Source organism: Exiguobacterium sp. OS-77 (assembly GCF_000414195.2).
Classification (GTDB): domain Bacteria; phylum Bacillota; class Bacilli; order Exiguobacteriales; family Exiguobacteriaceae; genus Exiguobacterium_A; species Exiguobacterium_A indicum.
The window spans coordinates 1381594-1401798 of the sequence record NZ_DF239008.1 but is presented as its reverse complement, the minus strand read 5'-3'; the positions used below and the strand labels follow the sequence as shown (position 1 = coordinate 1401798).

The window sequence follows — 20205 nt, the reverse complement described above, 5'->3', positions numbered from 1 at the left end:
TTTGATTATAGTTTCTGTATCGGTTAACGCCCAGAATCGGTCACGCACCGTCTGTATTCATCATAAAGTATGAAACGCGTTTCATAACAAGAACTAAAAAAGATTCATTTATGATGTTTATTTCTTGAATTTAATGGGAATAGTAATATTCGGAGTCGATTATAACTTATTTTGCTTTGAAGAAATAAAAGGAGGAACGAACGATGACATATTCTTTAATTGAAACATTCAAACACATCGTAAGCGAGGCAACTAGCTTTAAGCGCGTTGATTTCGGAGGATACGATATTTATATGCAGACAACAGATGGACGAACGATTACGGCACACATCCGCTATGATGGTGGTGGAACAGACTTCAATGAAGCTTATTTAATGCTAGAATCGAGTACCGGTCAACGTCGCACAGCGACCTTAACGCTTTATCAATTCGAACATCTTTCTTCTTATACTGCACACAGTGAACGGACACGTGCCCTAGTCACAACAAGTGCTTAATGACTATAAAACACGCCTCTCATTCGAGAGACGTGTTTTTTTAATTTTCTTCTCGCTCGAGGCGTTCGAGTTCTGCGTGCGTTTGTGGGAATCCATTCGCTTGCCAATCTGCCCGATGAATGGAATCAAGTTGTGTCAGTCCGACTTCAGCCGGATCGCGTTTCGCGTCGACACTTGGACGATGGTCAATATCGTCTGAAGTCGTTTTTCGTTGTTGGTATTGTTGATAGGCGATTGTCGCAATCGCCGCTAAACCACCTAAAATGACACCTGTCTTGAATGTTGCTCGCATGAAAGTTCCCCCTCTAAGGTCATTAGTTGTGCTCTAGGTAGATGTACCCGAGTTACTTGAATTTGAATCATTCTTCTCATGGATCAACGTGTTATTTGAAAAAAATCAAAAAAAATTTCAGCCTATTTCTGCCGTGTTCCTACATATTTAATAATCAAGAGAGAAAATGGCTCTATCCCTTATGCTTCAACGCTTCACGTCATGCAAGAAGGAAAAAAGTACGCTATACTTGATTCAGAAACATCTTCGACGAACAAAATGAATCGTGTCTTCTACTGGACAGTTCCGAGCTTCAACAGCTTGCGTTCGCGTCCCTTTTTCATTTTTGGTCGTCGATGTCACAAAGGAGGGAATTTCGTGTCCGTGATGCACGGGGCTATTTTACTGCCCATATTGATCAGTCTTTTCATTCCGCTTCTAGCGAAACGCCTTCCGAACATTCATACCGGTTGGTTTGTACTTGTCGTACCTGTACTGCTCGTTTCGTATTTCAGCCGCTTTCTCGCTGGTACGATGTCAGGTGAGACCTTTACGGCACGCATGCCGTGGATACCATCGCTCGGTATCGATTTCGTCACGTATCTCGACGGACTCGGCTTATTGTTCGCACTATTGATCACAGGAATCGGCTCACTCGTCGTTCTTTATTCGATTTTTTATTTAGATGCGAAAAAAGAATCACTCGGAACATTTTATGTTTATCTGTTGATGTTCATGACCGCCATGCTTGGCGTCGTGCTGTCAGATAACATGATCGTCCTCTATCTGTTCTGGGAATTAACGTCGATTTCGTCGTTCTTATTGATCGCCTATTGGTACGAGCGGGAACGTTCTCGTTACGGCGCTCAAAAATCGATGCTGATCACCGTCTTCGGTGGACTAGCGATGCTTGGGGGAATCGCGATTCTCTCAACACTCAGTGGATCGTTAAGTATTCGTGAGACCTATGCGTCGCTTGAATCGATTCAAGGTGAACCCTTCTTTTCGGTCGCCCTCGTTTTATTCTTGCTAGCTGCCTTCACGAAATCGGCTCAATTTCCGTTCCACATCTGGTTACCGGATGCGATGGAAGCACCGACCCCTGTCAGCGCCTACTTGCACTCGGCAACGATGGTCAAGGCAGGGTTGTATCTTGTCGCTCGTTTCAGTCCGATTTTTGCGGATGAGTCGCTCTGGTTCTATCTCGTCTCATCTGTCGGAATATTCACCTTATTCTGGGGTTCACTCAATGCGGTGAAACAACATGATTTGAAAGGAATCCTTGCTTACTCGACGATTTCTCAGCTTGGATTGATCATGTCCTTGCTCGGACTCGGAGCAGCCGCCTTGCACGTCGACGCGTTAGATGACGGATTATATACGATTGCGACAGTCGCTGCGATCTTCCACCTGATCAACCACGCGACGTTTAAAGGCAGTCTCTTCATGATGGCGGGAATCGTCGATCACGAGACTGGTACTCGCGACATTCGGAAGCTCGGTGGTCTTGCGCAACTCATGCCGATTTCGATGACGATTGCGATGATCGGGACCCTTTCGATGGCGGGGATTCCACCATTCAATGGTTTCTTAAGTAAAGAGATGTTCTTGACAGGTGTACTTGAAGTTTCAGGATCTGACTTGTTCCACTTACCGTCTTACGGTTGGATTATTCCTGTACTCGCCGTCGTCGGAAGTATCTTTACATTCGTCTATAGCATCTTGATCGTCCGCAGAACGTTCTTCGGTAAGCGTCAAGACGACAAGTTACCGAAAACACCACACGAGGCACCGATTGGCATGTTGATTCCACCTCTCGTCCTCGTCTCGCTCGTCGTCATCATCGGACTCTTCCCGAATATATTATCGGATACGTTGATTCGACCGGCAGTCGAAGCGATCTTACCGCAAGTCGTTGATGCGGGTGGCAAGATTGATGTGCATATTTCAATGTGGCATGGATTCAATACTGAATTATTCCTGACACTCGTGATCATCAGTGCTGGCGTAATCTTGTATAAAACACTCCCACGTTGGCAATCGCTTTACAACCGGATGCCACGTGCCGTCTCCTTGAATCATCAATATGACGCCTTGTTACGTCGTGGTGAACAGACATCGACAAAGATCCATGATACGGTCATGACCGGATACATGCGGTCGTATCTCGTCTACATCTTCGGATTCATCGTCATCTTGATCTTGACGGCATTATACGGGTTTGATGCCTTCCGCTTCGCGGTTGATCCAATCAGCTCGATTGACGCGTATGAGATCATCCTTGCACTCGTTCTCGTTTCGAGTGCCCTCTCGATCACCTTTGCGCGTTCACGACTGACATCGATCATCTTGCTCGGTGTGACAGGTTATACGGTCGCTCTGTTCTTCGTCTTGTTCCGAGCGCCAGACCTTGCCTTGACGCAACTCGTCATCGAGACAGTATCGGTCGCTCTGTTCCTGCTCGTTTTCTATCGTTTACCGGAAATCAGCCGGAAAGAAGAGCGCATTCCGTTCAAGCTCGGCAACGCCTTGATTTCGGCACTCGTCGGACTGACGGTGACACTCGTCGCACTTGCTTCTCTCAGCCAACGATCGTTTACTTCAATCGCCAAATATTACATCGATAATGTCGCTGATCTTGCCGCTGGCGGTAATATGGTCAACGTCATTCTCGTCGACTTCCGTGGCTTCGATACGTTGTTTGAGATTGCCGTTCTCGCACTTGCCGGAATCGGAATTTACACGATGATTAAATTCAGACGAACAGGAGGGATGGATAAATGAAAAAGCAGACAAAAAAACATACGAATGACGTCATCTTAGAGTCCGCGACTTCCTTTATCACGTTCATCATCTTCCTGTTTGCTGTCTACTTGTTCTTTGCTGGACACTATACGCCAGGTGGCGGTTTCATTGGTGGTCTTGTGACGGCGTCTGCTCTTGTCTTGATCTTACTTGCTTACGACATCAAGACGTTACGCCGGATTTTGCCATTCGACTACAAATGGATCACGGCTCTTGGCATGTTGATTGCCGTACTGACGGCTTCAGGAGCGCTTGTCTTTAACGTCCCGTTCTTCACACATGCACATGACTATTTCAACCTACCGTTATTCGGTAAGACATCACTTCATACGGCGATGTTGTTTGATCTTGGTGTTTATCTTGTTGTAGTCGGTGTGACGATGACGATTATTCAAACGATTGGGGAGAGTGATTAATATGGAAATCATCATGGCGATCGCCGCAGGCATCCTGACGATGTGTGCCATTTATCTCATTCTTTCGAAAAGTATTCTTCGCATTATCATCGGAACAGGGTTGCTCAGCCACGCTGCCCATCTACTCGTCATGACGATGGGTGGATTAAAACGAGGCGCGGCTCCGGTCTTAAAGGACGGCGTGACTTCCTATACGGATCCACTACCGCAAGCACTCGTCTTGACCGCCATCGTCATCAGCTTTGGTGTCACTGCCTTTTTCTTGGTACTCGCTTATCGTGCCTATCAAGAACTCGGAACCGATAATATCGAAGAGATGAAAGGAACCGATTCGAATGATTAACTTACCGCTACTACCAATCATCATCCCTTTGTTGACGGGTGTCATCTTGATGTTTTTCCCGAGACACCTCAAAGGACAACGAATCGTTTCCCTCTTTTCGACGATTTTGACTGTCTGTGTCTCCATCTATCTTGTGCTGACTGTCCGGTCGAACGGCATCTTAACAGTCACACTCGGTAGCTGGCCAGCACCTTTTGGTATCACACTCGTCTCTGACATGCTATCCGCTTTACTCGTCACGACGACGAGCATTCTTGTTCTTTGTATCATCTGGTATGCCATTGTCTACTTGAGCGTTTCCTATCAACGATACTACTATTTCATCGCCGTTCAATTCCTGCTCGTTGGTGTCAATGGTGCCTTTACGACAGGTGATATCTTTAACATGTTCGTCTTCTTCGAAGTCTTCCTGATTTCGTCTTATGTCTTGATCGTTCTCGGCGGGAAACCGGCACAATTACGAGAATCGCTGAAGTATCTTTTGATCAACGTCATCTCGTCCGCATTATTCGTCATGACGGTGGCCTTCTTGTACGGAATCATCGGATCACTCAGCATGGCGGATATCAGTCAAAAGATTTCAGAGGTCGGACAGCCGGCAATCCTAAACGTCATCGCCTTGTTATTCCTGATCGTCTTCGGATTAAAAGGTGCGATCTTCCCGCTCTACTTCTGGTTACCTGGTTCTTATCAAGTACCGCCGACGCCTGTTCTTGCTCTGTTCGGTGCCTTGCTGACGAAGGTCGGGGTCTACGGGATTTTACGGACGTATAGTTTGTTCTTCTCAAATGAGATTGGAACGATTCATCAAATCTTAAGTATCCTTGCTCTCAGTACGATCATCATCGGGGTGATCGGTGCGCTTGCGACACGGGATGCGAAGCAAATCATCATCTACAACATCATCGTCGCAGTCGGGGTCATCTTGTACGGGGTTTCCCTCATGACACCGCAAGCACTAGAAGGTGCGATTTTCTACCTTCTTCATGATATGTTGATCAAAGCCGCTTTATTCCTTCTCGTAGGGATCATGGTCGGAATTGCCGGCTCGAGTAAACTGAAAAATATGGGAGGGATGATCAAAACCTATCCTGTACTAGGTTGGACGTTCTTCATCGCGGCGTTATCACTTGCCGGGATTCCACCGCTCAGCGGGTTCATTGGGAAATTCCTGATTGTTCGTGGTGGTATTGAAGCTGGTGAGTTGATTGGACCGATCATCGTCTTACTATCAAGTCTGCTCGTCTTGTATTCCGTCGTTCAATTGTTCATGCGTGCCTTTTGGGGAACACCGAAGACCTACTCGGGTGATAAACAAGCGCTTGTTCCCAAGCTGCTAGTTCCTACGATTGTCTTAGTTGCGCTCAGCGTTCTCTATGGAGTAGGTGCTGAGGCGATGCGTCCACTGATTCAACAAGCCGTCGAACCGTTGACGAATCCAACGCTCTATATCGATGCCGTACTAAAAGGAGGTCGTTAATTCATGGCATTTCAAGTCTTGCTCAACTTATTTCTTGCATTCTTGTGGATGTTTCTCTCAAACAATTTCTCGGCCTCCGGTTTCGTCATCGGTTACGCGCTAGGGCTGATTGCGATGTTCGCTTTCCGTCGCGGCTTCAAAGGTCGCTTTTATCTCGGACCTGTCGTCGCACTCGTCCTATTGTTTTTCCGCTTTCTCTACGAGCTTGTCGTCGCGAACATCGATGTCTTGAAAATCATTTTAAAGCCGAAGTTAGATATTCAACCTGGTATTTTCGCCTATGAGACCGAACTCGATCAACCGTGGCAAATCACGTTGCTGTCAATGCTGATCACGCTGACACCGGGAACGCTTGTCGTTGATATCTCGGATGATAATAAGACACTCTACATTCATGCACTCCACATGCCAGAGGTCGATGAAGCGGTCGCTTCGATTCGCGATAGTTTTGAGAAAGCCATTCTGGAGGTGAGTCGGTGATGTTCGATATTTTAATCTATATCGCACTCGGGGGTGTCTTTCTCTCGATGCTTGGTCTGTTTTACCGGGTCATCAAAGGACCAAGTATTGCGGATCGTGTCATCGCGCTTGATTCAATTGGTATCAGCTTGATTTCAATCGTTGGACTTGTCTCGATCATCTTACGGACGAGCGACTACCTCGAAGTCATCCTGTTGATTGGTATACTCGCCTTCATCGGTACAGTTGCCTTTTCAAAATATATCGAGAAAGGAGAGATCATCGAACGTGATCGCAACCAATGAATTGATCGTCGCGGTCTTCGCCTTGCTCGGTATGGGATTTAGTCTCGTCACCGCGCTTGGTCTGATCCGCTTACCGGATGTCTATACGCGTGCTCACGCTGCATCTAAAAGCGCGACATTAGGTGTCATGTCGATTTTAATCGGCGTCATCATCTATTTCGTCACTGAAGATGGATTCTTCTCCTCTCGTGTCGTTCTCGGCATCCTGTTCGTGCTCATCACAGCACCGATTGGAGGACATCTGATCGCTCGTGCTGCATATTACAGCAATGTTCCGTTGTGGAAATCGTCTGTTCGTGACGACTTGTCCCAGAATAAAGAACATGTGGAACCAAAGAAACGCCAAGATGACGTATAAGTATCGCTATGACAAAACCCTCGCTTCCATTCACGGAAACGAGGGTTTTTTGATTAGGAACGCTGTAAAGATGAGGCAGCAAACAAGAGTGCCAACTCATCACGATTATCTAGCAATTCTTCTAATGTATGCTGTTCCAGTTCCCGGATAAAAGCTCGAAGCGCTCGTCCGAGCACACCTTTTAGACGGCATCCTGGTTCGATGACACAATGACCGTTGCTTCCAAAACACTCGACGATATCCATCGGTTCCATCTCCCGAACGACTTTCCCGATGTTGATGTCTTTTGGCTCACGAATCAAACGGAGTCCGCCTGACCGACCTCTTGTTGATTCGACATAGCCAAGTTTCGCTAATTGTTGTGTTACCTTCATTAAATGGTTGGATGAGATGCCATAATGCTTGGCAATCTGCGGCATTGGTGTGATAACATCCCGGTGCACCCCGAGATACATCAACACACGTAGTCCATAATCCGTATACTGTGTAATTCTCACGATCCTCACTCCATTCCTTCCCAAAACTGCACTGTTATCGTACCATGAAATACGAAACTGACTACATTGTTTTGTCTCATGATTCGAAATTCTGATAAACCTCTATAGGGTTTACGTATGGAATGAAATATTGGATTTAAAATACGAGTTTTAAAAACAAAAAACTATTCCTCCTTTCCTGTTCGAAAGAAGAAATAGTACTGTTTCGTTTTTACTTTATTTTTTGTACAGCCCTTTCACGACATCATTGAAACGGTCGGCATAGTTCGTAAAGACACCTGTAACACCATAATCAAGCATACGTACCATATCCGCTTTTTCATTGACAGTATACGGGTGAAGTAATAAATCATGCGCGCGAATCGCTGAGACGTTCTCACGTGTCAACGCTTTGAAGGAAGGACCGACACCGACTGCATACTGACGGATTGCAGTCAATCGATCATCCGTCAATGCCTTGACTTCGTTCGCTTCCATCAACTGAATAAGCGGTACATTCGGATCCATGGCTTTGACTTTTTGAAGGCTTGCTTCACTGAACGATTGAATTAAGACTTGACCCGGTTTTACACGATCACTCGATAAACCATAAGCTTTTAAGGTATTCAATAACTTCTCTTCCATACCTGGATAAACCTCTGGCGATTTTGTTTCAATATAATAGTTCGCATGCTTTCCATATGTCGAGAAAATTTCTTCAAGTGTCGGCACTTTTAATCCAGCGTACTCTTTTCGAGCAAGTGAAGGGTTTACTTCATTGAACCAGCTTCCTGCATCAAGCTTCTTGATTTCTTCAAGTGTCTTGTCTTTGACAGCACCCGTCCCATCTGTAGTCCGATCAACCGTTTCATCGTGCATCGCAATCAATTGACCATCTTTTGTCATCTGTAAGTCAATCTCGATGTAATCTGCTTTAAATTTCTTATGTCCCATTTCATAAGCTGGCATCGTATGCTCTGGTGCATACCCTGAAGCTCCGCGGTGAGCGACGTTGATGATTCGATTTGGATCGAGCAATGATTTTCCTTTTGATTGTGCACCGACATCTTCTGTCGGAAAACCTGTACTTAATATCGCGCCTGCAGCCATCGTTAACCCAAATTGTTTCAACATAATTGATTCCCCCTTGAAATATTCTTACAATACCTATCCTAAGTCGTATGTATGAAGCTGATATAGAGAAAATGTAAATGTCATTTCGTGATTTGATGACAAAGTGTTATTACGACATAGAAAAAGACCCGTTCGATCAAACGGGTCTTCTTGAAACTTACGCTTCGAAAATCAATGACTCTGGATCTTCAAGCAAATCTTTGATGTGCTTCAGGAACGTAACGGCTTCTTTTCCATCAACGATTCGGTGGTCGTAGGAGAGTGCGACATACATCATCGGACGGTTTTCCATCCGTTCAGCATCAATCGCGACAGGACGCAAGTTGATTGCATGCATCCCTAGAATCGCGACTTGTGGACCGTTTAAGATCGGTGTCGACATGAGTGAACCGAACGTACCACCATTCGTGATCGTGAACGTACCACCCGTCAAGTCAGATAGACCGAGTTTGTTGTCACGCGCTTTGACAGCGAGTTGAATGATATCTTTTTCAATCTCAGCGAAGTTCTTCTTGTCCGCATCACGTACGACAGGAACGACGAGACCGTCCGGTGCTGAGACCGCAATCCCGATATCGTAGAATTTCTTCAGGACGATTTCATCCCCTTGAATCTCAGCATTCAAGTATGGCATCTTCTTCAGTGCTGCGACTGCTGCTTTTGTAAAGAATGACATGAATCCGAGCTTGACTTCGTTTTCCTTCACAAATTTCTCTTGGCGACGTTTACGTAGTGCCATGACCGCTGACATATCGATCTCATTGAATGTCGTCAACATCGCTGCCGTTTGTTGAACTTCAACGAGTCGGTTCGCAATCGTCTTACGACGGCGTGACATCTTGATTCGCTCTTCCGGTTTCCCAGGAGCGGCTGAAGGTGCTGGTGCCGGTGTAGCGGGTTTCGTAGGAGCCGGTTTTGCTTGCTCACGTGGTGCTACTTCAAACGTCGCGACGTCTTGGACGCGGATGCGACCAAGTGGATCTTGCGTCGCCACTTGTGCTAAATCGATTCCTTTTTCACGAGCCAGTTTACGGGCAGCAGGTGAAGCAATCGGACGATCCGCAACAGATGTACTTTCAGTCGCTGCTGCAGCCACCGGTTGTTCCGCTTTTTCTTCTGCTTTTGGTGTCTCTTTTGGCGTTTCTTGTACTGGTTCTGCCGCAGCCGGTTTTGGAGCCTCGCCACCAGCAGAGATGACAGCAATCGTTTCCCCGACGCGAACTGTATCTCCTTCAGCAGCCATCACTTCCGTCAACGTACCTGCTTCATCTGACGGTACTTCGATGTTGACTTTATCTGTCTCGAGCTCAACGATGGCTTCCCCTTTTTCCACGTGATCACCTGGTTGTTTTAACCAAGACGCCACCGTTCCTTCAGTAATTGATTCGGCAAGTTCTGGTACTTTGATTTCCATCGTATTCTCCCCCTATGACTCGATTCTATCTTAAGTTATGATGTGTGATTTGATACGTGTGATGGTGCTGTTGGAGTAGAAACAGTCGCTGTGAGTGCATCATTGATGATACGTGCCTGCTCTACTTTATGACCTGACGGGTCACCTTCTGCTGTACTAGAACGACGACGACGACCGATGTAACGGACGGTTTGGATGCCGTTCGGTGCGACTGTCTCAAGTCGAGGTTCCATGAAGGACCAAGCCCCCATGTTTTTCGGTTCTTCTTGTACCCAAACCATCTCTTCGACGGCTTCATAGCGCGCGATGACTTCTTGTAAGGCTTTCGCCGGGAACGGATACAACTCCTCGACCCGGACGATTTGTAGCCAATCGAGATTCTCATCTGATTTTGAAACGGCTTCTGCTAGATCGATTGCCATCTTACCAGAACAGAACACAAGACGTTTAACACGATCTGGTGCTTCGCCAAGTCCAGCTTGTTCGATGACACGTTGGAAACTACCTTCCGTCAACTCAGAGACATCGGATGTCGCAAGCGGATGACGCAAGAGACTCTTCGGCGTCATGACGACGAGCGGTCGGACTTCCTCTTTCCCGAGAATCGCTGCTTGTCGGCGCAACAGGTGGAAGTACTGGGCAGCACTTGACACGTTCGCGACCGTCCAGTTTTTCTCACCCGATAACGTCAAGAAACGTTCTAAACGACCACTCGAGTGTTCTGGTCCTTGCCCCTCATAACCATGCGGAAGCAACATGACGAGACCTGACGTTTGTCCCCATTTTGCTCGGCTAGCTGAGATGAACTGGTCGAAGATGACTTGACCTGAGTTCGCAAAGTCCCCATATTGCGCTTCCCATAATACAAGTGTTTCCGGAGCGAAGACGTTATAACCGTATTCAAAACCAAGTACACCTGCTTCAGACAACGGACTGTTGTAGACCGAGAATGATGCAGTTGCCGTTGACAAGGCATGGAGTGGCGAGAAGCCTTCTCCTGTTTTCACATCATGAAGATTAATGTTCCGTTGTGCGAACGTTCCCCGTTCAGAATCTTGACCGCTCAAGCGGATGGGTGTTCCATCTGAGAGAATCGAAGCGAACGCCAATGTTTCGGCATGTCCCCAGTCAATTCCGTTCTTCGTTGAGAACGCATCCGTCCGGCGCTTCAGGACCTTCTCAAGTTTATGGAACACTTGGAAGCCGTCCGGCCACTGTAATAATTCTTCATTGTACGCCGTCAATGTTTCAATCGAGACCCCTGTCTCGATGGTCGGAACGCCTTTAAAGACGACGTCCGGCATGACCCCACCATACTCTTTCTCGACGTTTGGTACTTTTTCACGAGCTGCTTTCATCTGGTCATTGATCGATGTTTCAATCGATTGAATTTCGTCAGCTGTCGCATCCCCGTTCGCGACAAGTGTTTTCCCGTACAAGACACGAATTGGATCATGTTTATGAATCAAATCGTATAAGACCGGGTTCGTATTCATCGGTTCATCCATTTCGTTATGACCAAAACGACGATATCCGATCAAATCAATCATGACATCCTTCTTAAACGTTGCCCGGTACTCGCTCGCGAGCAACGCGACAGCGAGACAGCTTTCCGGCTCATCCGCATTGACGTGGAAGACTGGAATCTCATATCCTTTGGCAAGATCACTCGAGTAACGCGTCGAACGGGAGTCCGTCGGCTCCGTCGTGAAGCCGATCGTGTTGTTCGCGATGATATGAATCGTTCCGCCGGTGTTATATCCTTTGAGATTCGCTAAGTTCAATGTTTCAGCCACGATTCCTTGACCTGGGAACGCTGCATCACCGTGGATCAGGATCGCAGCAGCAGCCGCTTGCTCTTGGCGTGGTGCTCCTTTTTGTGAGCGATCATCTTGTGCCGCACGTGTGAAGCCTTCGACGACTGGGTCGACGAACTCAAGGTGCGACGGATTGTTCGCAAGCGTCATCCGCACGTTACGTGTCTCTTGCTCAAGTTTTCGGTTTAAACCGAGGTGATACTTCACGTCGCCCGTCCAACCGTACGTGATCCCAATCGAGCCTTCAGATGGTACGAGGTCGTGGTTTGGTGCATGCTGGAACTCAGCAAAGATCATTTCATACGGCTTCCCGAGTACGTGCGCCAAAACGTTCAACCGTCCACGGTGTGCCATTCCGATATTGATCGTCTCCGACCCGTTCGAGATGAGGTGTCCGACGATTGTGTCGAGCAATGGCACCATCGCGTCAAGTCCTTCAATCGAGAAGCGTTTTTGACCGACGTATGTTTTGTGCAAGTATTTTTCGAAGAGGTCCGTTTCAGCTAAGCGTTTGAACAACTGTTTCTTTTGTTCAGCATCTAGCGCCGCTGTCAAAGCACCTTGCTCGATTTTCTGACGGAGCCATTTCTTTTCATCGAGATCGTCGACATGCTGGAACTCAACTGCGGCTGCTCCCGTGTACTGCGCTTTTAAATGTTCGATGCCTTCAAATGCGTCCTGTACACCAGTTGGTGGTTCAGGACAGACGAGTGAGACTGGCATTTTTCGAAGATCTGCTTCTGTCAATCCGTACTGACTCAATTCGAATAATCCTGTTTCTCGCGGATGGTCCTTCAGCGGATAGATATCCGCCGCAAGATGTCCTTTTGCACGAATTTGTTCCGCTAAACGATTCGCCGCAAGATATTTTTCGAAATCTCCTGTCTCGACTTGCATCGGTACAACTGGTTCCGTCACGGGTGCACCATGCTCTTCGAAATAAGCACGTGTCTCCTCATCAACGGATGTTTTGTCTTCTAAAAAACGCTCGTACAATTCAATGATGTAGCCAAGGTTTGGTCCATAGAATGCTTGTTGATCTTGCTCGTGGCTTGCCATGTACGGTTCCCCCCGTTTCTATATTTCTCCCCACACATCCAGTGGATACTCGATGTGTTTCCAGCCCTCTACCTGTTAGCGCTTTCAAAAGGAATTGCATGAATAAAACGCTGAACGTCATGAGAAGGAATGATCGTGTCATTCTTCCATGAAAGTGCCTTCGTTACTATATTACTACTCTTTTCCTGTGTGTGCATTTCGAATTCCCAAATTCTTGCGCTTAAATGTATAAGTTTTTCTTATGAGCGCTTAGCCAGTTATTTATGATTCGTCAAAAAACCGGCGTATCCGCATTTAGATACGCCGGTTCCATCATAAGACTTTACTAAGGAACGATTGCGTCCGTTCGTGTTGTGGAGAATCAAACAATGCTTGTGGCACGTTCTCTTCGACGATATAGCCACCATCCATGAATAAGACGCGATCTCCAACCTCTCGAGCAAATCCCATCTCATGGGTCACGACGACCATCGTCATGCCTTCAAGGGCAAGCTGTTTCATGACGGCAAGCACGTCACCGACCATTTCCGGGTCAAGCGCTGACGTTGGCTCATCAAACAACATGATTTTCGGATTCATCGCAAGCGCGCGGGCAATAGCGACCCGCTGTTTTTGACCTCCAGATAATTCACCTGGATAATTATCCGCTTTTTCACGTAATCCGACTTTATCGAGTAGTTCAAGTGCCCGCTGTTTCGCCTGTTCTTTATCCGATTTACGCACTTTAATCGGTGCGAGCGTGACGTTTTCTAGCACGGTCTTATGTGGGAAGAGATTAAAATGTTGAAAGACCATCCCGACTTCTTCCCGGACCTTGTTGATATCGACCTTTGGACTCGTAATGTCGAAATCATCGACGATGACCGTACCACCCGTGATCTCTTCCAATCGATTCAAACAGCGTAAAAACGTACTTTTCCCAGATCCCGACGGACCGATGACACAAACGACTTCTTTTTCTGCAATCGAGACGTTGATGTCTTTTAAGACTTCATTCGAACCGAAGGATTTTTTTAAGTTCTTCACTTCAATGATACTCATCGTAATGTAAACCTCCGTTCCAAGAACTTCGCCACTAAGGACAAGAGATAAATGATGACGAAGTACATCAATCCGACGACAGACCAGACGATAAATGGTTCGAACGTCGTCGATTGCTGAACCTGACCTTGTTGCGTCAAGTCAGCGATTCCGATGATCGACAGCAACGATGTATCTTTTAAGCTGATGATCGATTGGTTCGTAATCGTTGGTAACATCCGTCGGAATGCTTGCGGTAAGATGATCTGTACCATCGTTTGACGCCCTGTCATCCCGAGTGAACGCGCAGCTTCTGTTTGTCCTTTATCAATCGACTGGATACCAGCTCGAATGATCTCCGCAAAATAAGCACCGGCATTGATTGCGACCGTCAGTATCCCTGCATACATCCGGTCCATCGATAACCATTCGAGCGAATTGAGTCCAAAATAGATGAAGAATAACTGAACGATGAACGGCGTTCCGCGAATGACATCAATATAGACAATTGCGATCCCGTTTAAGATTTTTGATGGTGATAACCGCATCAATGCGACGACTAAGCCAATCAGAAAGCCGACGATGACCGCGATGATGAAAATATACAATGTGACTTGAAGCCCTTCCAAGAAAAATGGAAATGCGGTTTTGACCACTTCCATTGGCTATCCCACTCCCTTATCGCCTTGCGACTTATTTCAGATACGTGTCAACGATTTTATCGTATTCACCGTTTTCTTTCAGATTCGCAAGCCCTTTGTTGATTTTCTTCATCAGATCCTCGTTCTCACCTTTTAAGACAGCGATTCCGTAGTTGTCCCCGTTGAGACGGTCTCCGACAAGTTTTAATCCAAGGTTTTGTTGTTTGTTTGCATATGAGATGACAGGATAATCTTCAATCAAAGCAGCAGCGTTACCATTCTTCACTTCTTGGAACATCGCTGGACTGTCATTGAACTGTGTGACTGTAAAGCCCAGTTTATCTGCGTTATCCGTTGCATATTTCGCACCCGTCGTTCCCTTTTTGACGGCTACTTTTTTCCCTTTTAAATCGTTGACAGATTTAATACCATTCTCATCTTCTTTGACGACTAGAATAAGACCAGCTTTGAAGTATGGATCCGAGAATGTGACGACTTTCTTCCGTTCTGGCGTAATACTCATACCGGCAATGGCAACGTCCAATTGATTTGCTTGAAGTGCCGGAATGATGCCGCTAAAGTCCATCGCTTCAAATTGAATCTTGAAGTTCTGATCCTTCGCGATTGCTTTCATGAGATCGATGTCGATTCCTTTGTACGTATCCCCGTCTTTATATTCGAATGGTGGATACGTGACGTCAATGCCGACCTTATAAGTCTTTCCTTCAGACGACTCTTCTTCTTTCGAACCGATGCTACATGCACCAAGTACGAGAACACAGCTCATCAAGAGCGCTAGCAAGATACTCCCTTTTTTCATGTTTGTTTCCCCTCTCCTATGTGTTAAAGATTGTCTACTTCACTTAGTACTTTCCCTGAAGAGTACCCTCTTTAAAACGTATTTTACCAGAAAAATTCTAAAAAGATAAATATTTCTGAATTTTTATTCGTTGTAATCGTTTTCTATTCAGCAATAAAAAAAGGGCAACCCCCTGCTGGGATTGCCTCCTTCAATCATTTATGCCGCCGAGAGGACTTGAACCTCCACGGTGTTGCCACCACTAGATTCTGAGTCTAGCGCGTCTACCAGTTCCGCCACGACGACGTTGATTTATGATATTAATATAGCGGGTAAAGAACGGAGTTGTCAATCATTTCGCAAGATGTTGCGAACGAACTTCTCGACGACATCATCATACAATGCTGGATCCTCAAAATAGGCCATCGCATGAGCGGCATTTGGAATGACGACGAGCTCTTTTTCCGTTGGACAAGCTTCATACAGCTCATACACCATGTCTGTCGGTACGAATGTATCCGCCCCACCATGGATGAACAAAATCGGTACTTGTGCCTTTTTGACCTGTTTCAGCGCAGATGCTTCACGGAACGTATAACCAGCCTTTAGCTTCGTCAATACGCTCGTCATGCCTAAGAACGGAAAGTGTGGTAGACGGTACATCCGCTTCATCTGATACGCAAGGACTGCATTAACGGACGTATAGGCACAATCAGAAATGATTCCTTTGATTTGTGGTGGGAGTTGTTCGCCACTCGTCATCAATACGGTCGCCCCTCCCATCGATACGCCATGCAGGAATAGTTTCGCCTCCTGTCCGATCCGTTCAATCAGATAGTTCGACCAACTGAGACAATCTTCCCGATCATGCCATCCGAATCCGATGTAGTGACCGTCACTCATTCCGTGTCCACGATTATCGGGCATCATGACATGGAAACCGGCCTGATGGTACAGATAGGCGAATCCGGCTAAATCCGTTCCGACGCCTCCGTACCCGTGCACGAGAATGACGATCCGATCTGACGGAACAGGTGACGGAAGAAAATGCCCGCGTAACGTTAAACCGTCTTTCGCTTCAATCTCGATCCGCTCAAGCGGTTGCTCCTTGATCCATGTCTGACCAGGTTGCATCAATCGGATCATCTCGTCACTTAGATCTCGATTATTCGATAAGAATGGCTTTGGATTCGTAGCGATTGCCATCTCGTAAAAATAATAACTCGCTGCTACTAATCCGGATCCGATGACTCCGATTCCAATTTTTGTTCTGCGACGCATCTGCCCCACTCCTTCTTTCCGTTATAACTCGATCTTCAGTTGAGCAGCATGGTCATCCTCTTCATCCTGCAAGACTTGTTGACGTAATCGCTGTTCTTGTTGCTGACGCCGGTAGGCAAATTCTTGGACGAGCTCTGTACCCGTGAATCCATCTTCTACGAGTTCGCTCAATAAATCTGTTTCTGTCTCGACGACCTCCCCCGGACGTCGCATGACGAGAACATCTCCGACTTGTGCAATCAGCAATTCATCTTCTAGACGAAGTGCATCGTAAAATGGTTCCGGTAACGTCATCCGACGTGTCTCCGGATTGATATGGACGCGTTTATAAACGCCTAATGCTTGAAACTTACGACGTGCCATTGCGTGCTCTCCTTTTTAGTTGAACGTCAGATCGATTCGTGAATCTTTTCCTTGAATACGAACCGTACCCGTCGCTCCATTGATTAACGTCACCTGCGGCGGCTGATGACCGATGTCAAGATCGTATAAGACTGGTAAGCCTGTCTCATCCGCTAGATATTGATACACGTTTAGCCATGTCAGGTCTTCTGTAATCCTTGCAGACGTGCGCCCGAATAAAAAGCCAGCCGCATGGTTGAACCAGCCAGCATACGCCATTTGTCGCAGCGTCCGGTGCACCTCTGCCGAATTCGCTTCAGACACCTCAAAGTACCAGAGGATCGGTTCTCCGTTGATCTCTTCACGCTGGAAACGCTGCACATCTCCATACGGTGTCCCAATCAAATGGCGAATCGTCTCTAGGCACCCACCAAGTATACGTCCGGTCACTTCTGTTCGCTCATCAAGTGCTTTCCATTCCGTCGCTTCCGTTAGCTGAAATAACGAACCTGCTGGACGTTCTTCATCAGTCCACTCGGATTGATAACGATCGGAAGCCCACTGTGTAACGGTTCCTCCAGTTGGCGTCGCAAGTACTCGTCGCCAGGCACTTGTCGTCTCGTCCCATTCTTCACTTCGAAGCTCAACGAAATTCGGACCATGTGCTGTTGCAATTCCCGTCTGAAGCGTCAGACTGAGCAATAGCGTACTGATATCGGAATAGCCAAGCAACCATTTTGTTTGGTAAGTAGCTAGCGTCAACTCAGGTAAAAGATCAATGGCGCGTTCCCCGCCAAATGGCGGGATGACGGCATCAATCGTCTCATCCGTCATCATGCGGTTCAATTCTTCGGCCCGTTGTTTAGCCGGTGCACTCTCAGCATGTTGATGCGACCAAATCGTTTCGCCTAAACGGACGTTCATTTGTCGTGCTTGTACCTGTTCAACTGCTCGTTCGACCCATTCCTGTTGCTGTTCACGTAATCCGGAGGAGGGCGCCGTCACTCCGATCGTTTGACCTGTCCAACCTAAAAATGGATATTTCATGGTGACCCCCTATAATGTCATAGTGTGAAACTATCTTCTCGTCAAAATATGAGTTCATTATACCGTTCTTATGCCGCATTACCAACTTTTATCCTGTTCGAACGTCGTGATACGAACAAAAAACACGATTCCGTACGAGCGACCTGAATGAACAAGTCACCTCGACGAAACCGTGTTTGATTCCTTAGCTTGATGCTGATAGTTCAGCGTATTCCTCTTGCGTGAACGCACGGGAGCGTGTCAAAAAACGTTTCCCTTCGACACCTTCAAGAGAGAACATTCCGCCTCGACCATCCACGACATCAATGATGAGTTGCGTATGTTTCCAGTACTCATATTGATCTTCATGAATATAAAACGGACAACCACCGATCTCTCCCAGTTTTTTATCCTGATCTCCCAGGAATAGATCACCCTGCGCAAAACACATCGGGGAACTGCCATCGCAACAACCACCAGATTGATGAAACATCAACGGACCGTGTTTTTCTCTCAACTGGTCGATTAACTCTAGACAAGCTGCTGTCGCCTGAACACGTTCCACCATTTGCATCCACGTCCTTTCCGACTTAGAAGAAACCGAGTTTATTCGGGTTGTAGCTAACGAGTAGGTTTTTCGTCCGTTGGTAATGGTTGAGCATCATCTTATGGTTTTCACGTCCGATCCCTGACATTTTGTAACCACCAAACGCCGCGTGTGCTGGATATTGGTGATAACAGTTCGTCCAGACGCGTCCTGCTTCGATCGCACGCCCAAACCGATAAGCACGGTTCATATCACGTGTCCAGACGCCGGCACCAAGACCATATAACGTATCATTCGCAATTTCGAGCGCTTCTTCTTCCGTCTTGAATGTCGTAACTGACAAGACCGGTCCGAAAATTTCCTCTTGGAAGATTCGCATCTTATTGTGTCCTTTGAAGATCGTTGGTTGGATGTAATATCCTTCTGCGAGATCCCCTTCAAGCATGTTGCGTTCCCCACCGATGAGACATTCTGCGCCTTCCGACTTACCGATTTCAAGATATGAAAGAATTTTCTCCATCTGTTCGTTCGAAGCTTGAGCACCCATCATGACGTCCGAATCAAGAGGATTTCCGATCTTGATGGCTTTAACGCGCTCTAGAACACGTTCCATGAACGGTTCGTAAATCGATTCTTGAATCAAGGCACGCGACGGACACGTACAGACTTCTCCTTGGTTCAACGCGAACATCAGTAATCCTTCGATTGCTTTATCAAAGAAAGCATCGTCTGCCTGCATGATATCCTCAAAGAAGATGTTCGGTGATTTCCCACCGAGTTCGAGTGTGACCGGAATCAAGTTTTGTGATGCGTACTGCATGATCAAACGTCCTGTCGTCGTCTCTCCCGTAAAGGCGATTTTTGCGATTCGTTTGCTTGAAGCGAGCGGTTTTCCTGCCTCGAGACCAAATCCATTGACGATATTCACGACACCAGGTGGCAATAGATCCTCGACAAGTTCCATGAGCACCATGATGCTCGCTGGTGTTTGTTCTGCTGGTTTTAAGACGACACAGTTTCCTGCTGCAAGAGCCGGTGCCAGCTTCCAGACAGCCATCAGGAGCGGGAAGTTCCACGGAATGATTTGACCAACGACGCCAAGTGGCTCATGGAAGTGATACGCTACCGTGTCTTGATCGAGTTCGCCGACCGAACCTTCTTGGGCACGGATGACGCCGGCGAAATAACGGAAGTGATCGATTGCGAGCGGTAGATCGGCGTTGAGTGTCTCACGAACCGCTTTCCCGTTCTCAAGCGTCTCTGCATAAGCGAGCATCTCAAGGTTTTCTTCCATCCGATTCGCGATTTTATTTAAAATGTTTGAGCGTTCCGTTACAGACGTTTTCCCCCATGCTTCTTTTGCCGAGTGTGCTGCATCAAGAGCCAGTTCGATGTCTTCCTTACCGGAACGAGCGACTTGGCACAATACTTTACCAGTGACAGGTGTGACATTATCAAAATATTCTCCCCCGACAGGTGCCGTCCACTTTCCATTGATATAATTTTCATACCGTTCCTTGTACTGTACTTTTGACCCTTGCTTGTTCGGAATGTCATAAATCATGCGTTATTTCCTCCCTCAACTAAAATGGTCAAGCAGTGAGACGGATGCTTGTATGCGCTTACATTTTAATATAGGCTAAAACAGCCCCCTCGATACCATCGTACCAAAATTATATGAAAAGTCAAAAAATTCCGGTAAATATCTGTGATTT

Annotated in this window: 21 protein-coding genes and 1 tRNA gene; 8 read left to right on the top strand and 14 right to left on the bottom strand. The window is 46.8% G+C overall.

Translation table 11 applies throughout. The features are described from left to right. The first annotated feature begins 203 nt into the window (after positions 1-203). A complete protein-coding gene (locus tag EXG77_RS06860) occupies positions 204-497 on the top strand; it encodes a hypothetical protein (protein ID WP_023468536.1) in 294 nt (97 codons plus the stop codon). 40 nt (positions 498-537) lie between these two features. On the opposite strand, the gene EXG77_RS06855 is transcribed toward EXG77_RS06860, so the two are convergent. After that, complete coding sequence (locus EXG77_RS06855) at positions 538-789, bottom strand: hypothetical protein (protein WP_023468537.1); 252 nt, start codon at positions 787-789, stop codon at positions 538-540. A 357-nt stretch (positions 790-1146) separates the two neighbouring features. On the opposite strand from EXG77_RS06855, the gene EXG77_RS06850 reads away from it, so the two are divergent. The 7 genes from EXG77_RS06850 to mnhG are packed head-to-tail and all read left to right on the top strand — an operon-like array spanning position 1147 to position 6934. Continuing rightward, on the top strand, positions 1147-3552 hold the full coding sequence (locus tag EXG77_RS06850) for a Na+/H+ antiporter subunit A (RefSeq protein WP_035396993.1): 2406 nt from the start codon (positions 1147-1149) through the stop codon (positions 3550-3552). Then, a complete protein-coding gene (locus tag EXG77_RS06845) occupies positions 3549-3989 on the top strand; it encodes a Na(+)/H(+) antiporter subunit B (protein ID WP_023468539.1) in 441 nt (146 codons plus the stop codon). Before EXG77_RS06850 ends, EXG77_RS06845 begins: the two co-directional genes overlap by 4 nt. Before the next feature lies 1 nt (position 3990). Next, positions 3991-4332: a Na(+)/H(+) antiporter subunit C gene (locus EXG77_RS06840; protein ID WP_023468540.1), complete on the top strand. Its 342-nt coding sequence runs from the start codon at positions 3991-3993 to the stop codon at positions 4330-4332. After that, entirely contained in the window at positions 4325-5812 is a 1488-nt protein-coding gene (locus EXG77_RS06835; protein WP_035396991.1) for a Na+/H+ antiporter subunit D, read from the top strand. Before EXG77_RS06840 ends, EXG77_RS06835 begins: the two co-directional genes overlap by 8 nt. A 3-nt stretch (positions 5813-5815) precedes the next feature. Further along, complete coding sequence (locus EXG77_RS06830) at positions 5816-6292, top strand: Na+/H+ antiporter subunit E (protein ID WP_023468542.1); 477 nt, start codon at positions 5816-5818, stop codon at positions 6290-6292. A 47-nt stretch (positions 6293-6339) separates the two neighbouring features. Further along, positions 6340-6576 (top strand): Na(+)/H(+) antiporter subunit F1, encoded by a 237-nt coding sequence (locus tag EXG77_RS06825; protein ID WP_369792086.1) that lies wholly within the window; start codon positions 6340-6342, stop codon positions 6574-6576. Continuing rightward, the gene (gene mnhG / locus EXG77_RS06820) at positions 6560-6934 is read left to right on the top strand and encodes a monovalent cation/H(+) antiporter subunit G (RefSeq protein WP_023468544.1); all 375 of its coding nucleotides are present in this window, start codon (positions 6560-6562) and stop codon (positions 6932-6934) included. Before EXG77_RS06825 ends, mnhG begins: the two co-directional genes overlap by 17 nt. 53 nt (positions 6935-6987) lie before the next feature. Here the strand turns inward: mnhG and EXG77_RS06815 are convergent, their stop codons facing one another. The 13 genes from EXG77_RS06815 to adh all read right to left on the bottom strand — a co-directional run bounded on the left by EXG77_RS06815 (position 6988) and on the right by adh (position 20054). Then, a complete protein-coding gene (locus EXG77_RS06815) occupies positions 6988-7431 on the bottom strand; it encodes an Rrf2 family transcriptional regulator (RefSeq protein ID WP_023468545.1) in 444 nt (147 codons plus the stop codon). Positions 7432-7647: 216 nt separating this feature from the next. Then, a complete protein-coding gene (locus tag EXG77_RS06810) occupies positions 7648-8544 on the bottom strand; it encodes a glycerophosphodiester phosphodiesterase (protein ID WP_023468546.1) in 897 nt (298 codons plus the stop codon). Between the two features lie 157 nt (positions 8545-8701). Next, positions 8702-9958, bottom strand: coding sequence for a 2-oxoglutarate dehydrogenase complex dihydrolipoyllysine-residue succinyltransferase (gene odhB, locus EXG77_RS06805; protein ID WP_035396989.1), 1257 nt, complete (start codon positions 9956-9958; stop codon positions 8702-8704). 35 nt (positions 9959-9993) lie between these two features. Beyond that, positions 9994-12834, bottom strand: coding sequence for a 2-oxoglutarate dehydrogenase E1 component (locus EXG77_RS06800; protein ID WP_035396987.1), 2841 nt, complete (start codon positions 12832-12834; stop codon positions 9994-9996). Between the two features lie 312 nt (positions 12835-13146). After that, positions 13147-13875 carry an amino acid ABC transporter ATP-binding protein gene (locus EXG77_RS06795; protein WP_023468549.1) on the bottom strand — a complete coding sequence of 243 codons (729 nt, stop codon included), beginning with the start codon at positions 13873-13875 and terminating at the stop codon, positions 13147-13149. Next, a complete protein-coding gene (locus EXG77_RS06790; protein ID WP_023468550.1) occupies positions 13872-14516 on the bottom strand; it encodes an amino acid ABC transporter permease in 645 nt (214 codons plus the stop codon). Before EXG77_RS06790 ends, EXG77_RS06795 begins: the two co-directional genes overlap by 4 nt. A 31-nt stretch (positions 14517-14547) precedes the next feature. Then, a complete protein-coding gene (locus tag EXG77_RS06785) occupies positions 14548-15315 on the bottom strand; it encodes a transporter substrate-binding domain-containing protein (RefSeq protein ID WP_023468551.1) in 768 nt (255 codons plus the stop codon). Positions 15316-15516: 201 nt separating this feature from the next. Continuing rightward, positions 15517-15600, bottom strand: a tRNA-Leu gene (locus tag EXG77_RS06780). A 42-nt stretch (positions 15601-15642) separates the two neighbouring features. Beyond that, positions 15643-16575, bottom strand: a complete 933-nt coding sequence (locus EXG77_RS06775) for an alpha/beta hydrolase (protein WP_035396985.1) — start codon at positions 16573-16575, stop codon at positions 15643-15645. Positions 16576-16596: 21 nt separating this feature from the next. Continuing rightward, complete coding sequence (locus tag EXG77_RS06770) at positions 16597-16938, bottom strand: hypothetical protein (RefSeq protein WP_023468553.1); 342 nt, start codon at positions 16936-16938, stop codon at positions 16597-16599. A 15-nt stretch (positions 16939-16953) separates the two neighbouring features. Beyond that, entirely contained in the window at positions 16954-17964 is a 1011-nt protein-coding gene (locus EXG77_RS06765; protein WP_035396983.1) for a S66 peptidase family protein, read from the bottom strand. Between the two features lie 184 nt (positions 17965-18148). Then, positions 18149-18511 carry a DUF779 domain-containing protein gene (locus EXG77_RS06760; RefSeq protein WP_023468555.1) on the bottom strand — a complete coding sequence of 121 codons (363 nt, stop codon included), beginning with the start codon at positions 18509-18511 and terminating at the stop codon, positions 18149-18151. 22 nt (positions 18512-18533) lie between these two features. Next, on the bottom strand, positions 18534-20054 hold the full coding sequence (adh, locus tag EXG77_RS06755) for an aldehyde dehydrogenase (RefSeq protein ID WP_035396981.1): 1521 nt from the start codon (positions 20052-20054) through the stop codon (positions 18534-18536). Positions 20055-20205 lie beyond the last annotated feature (151 nt).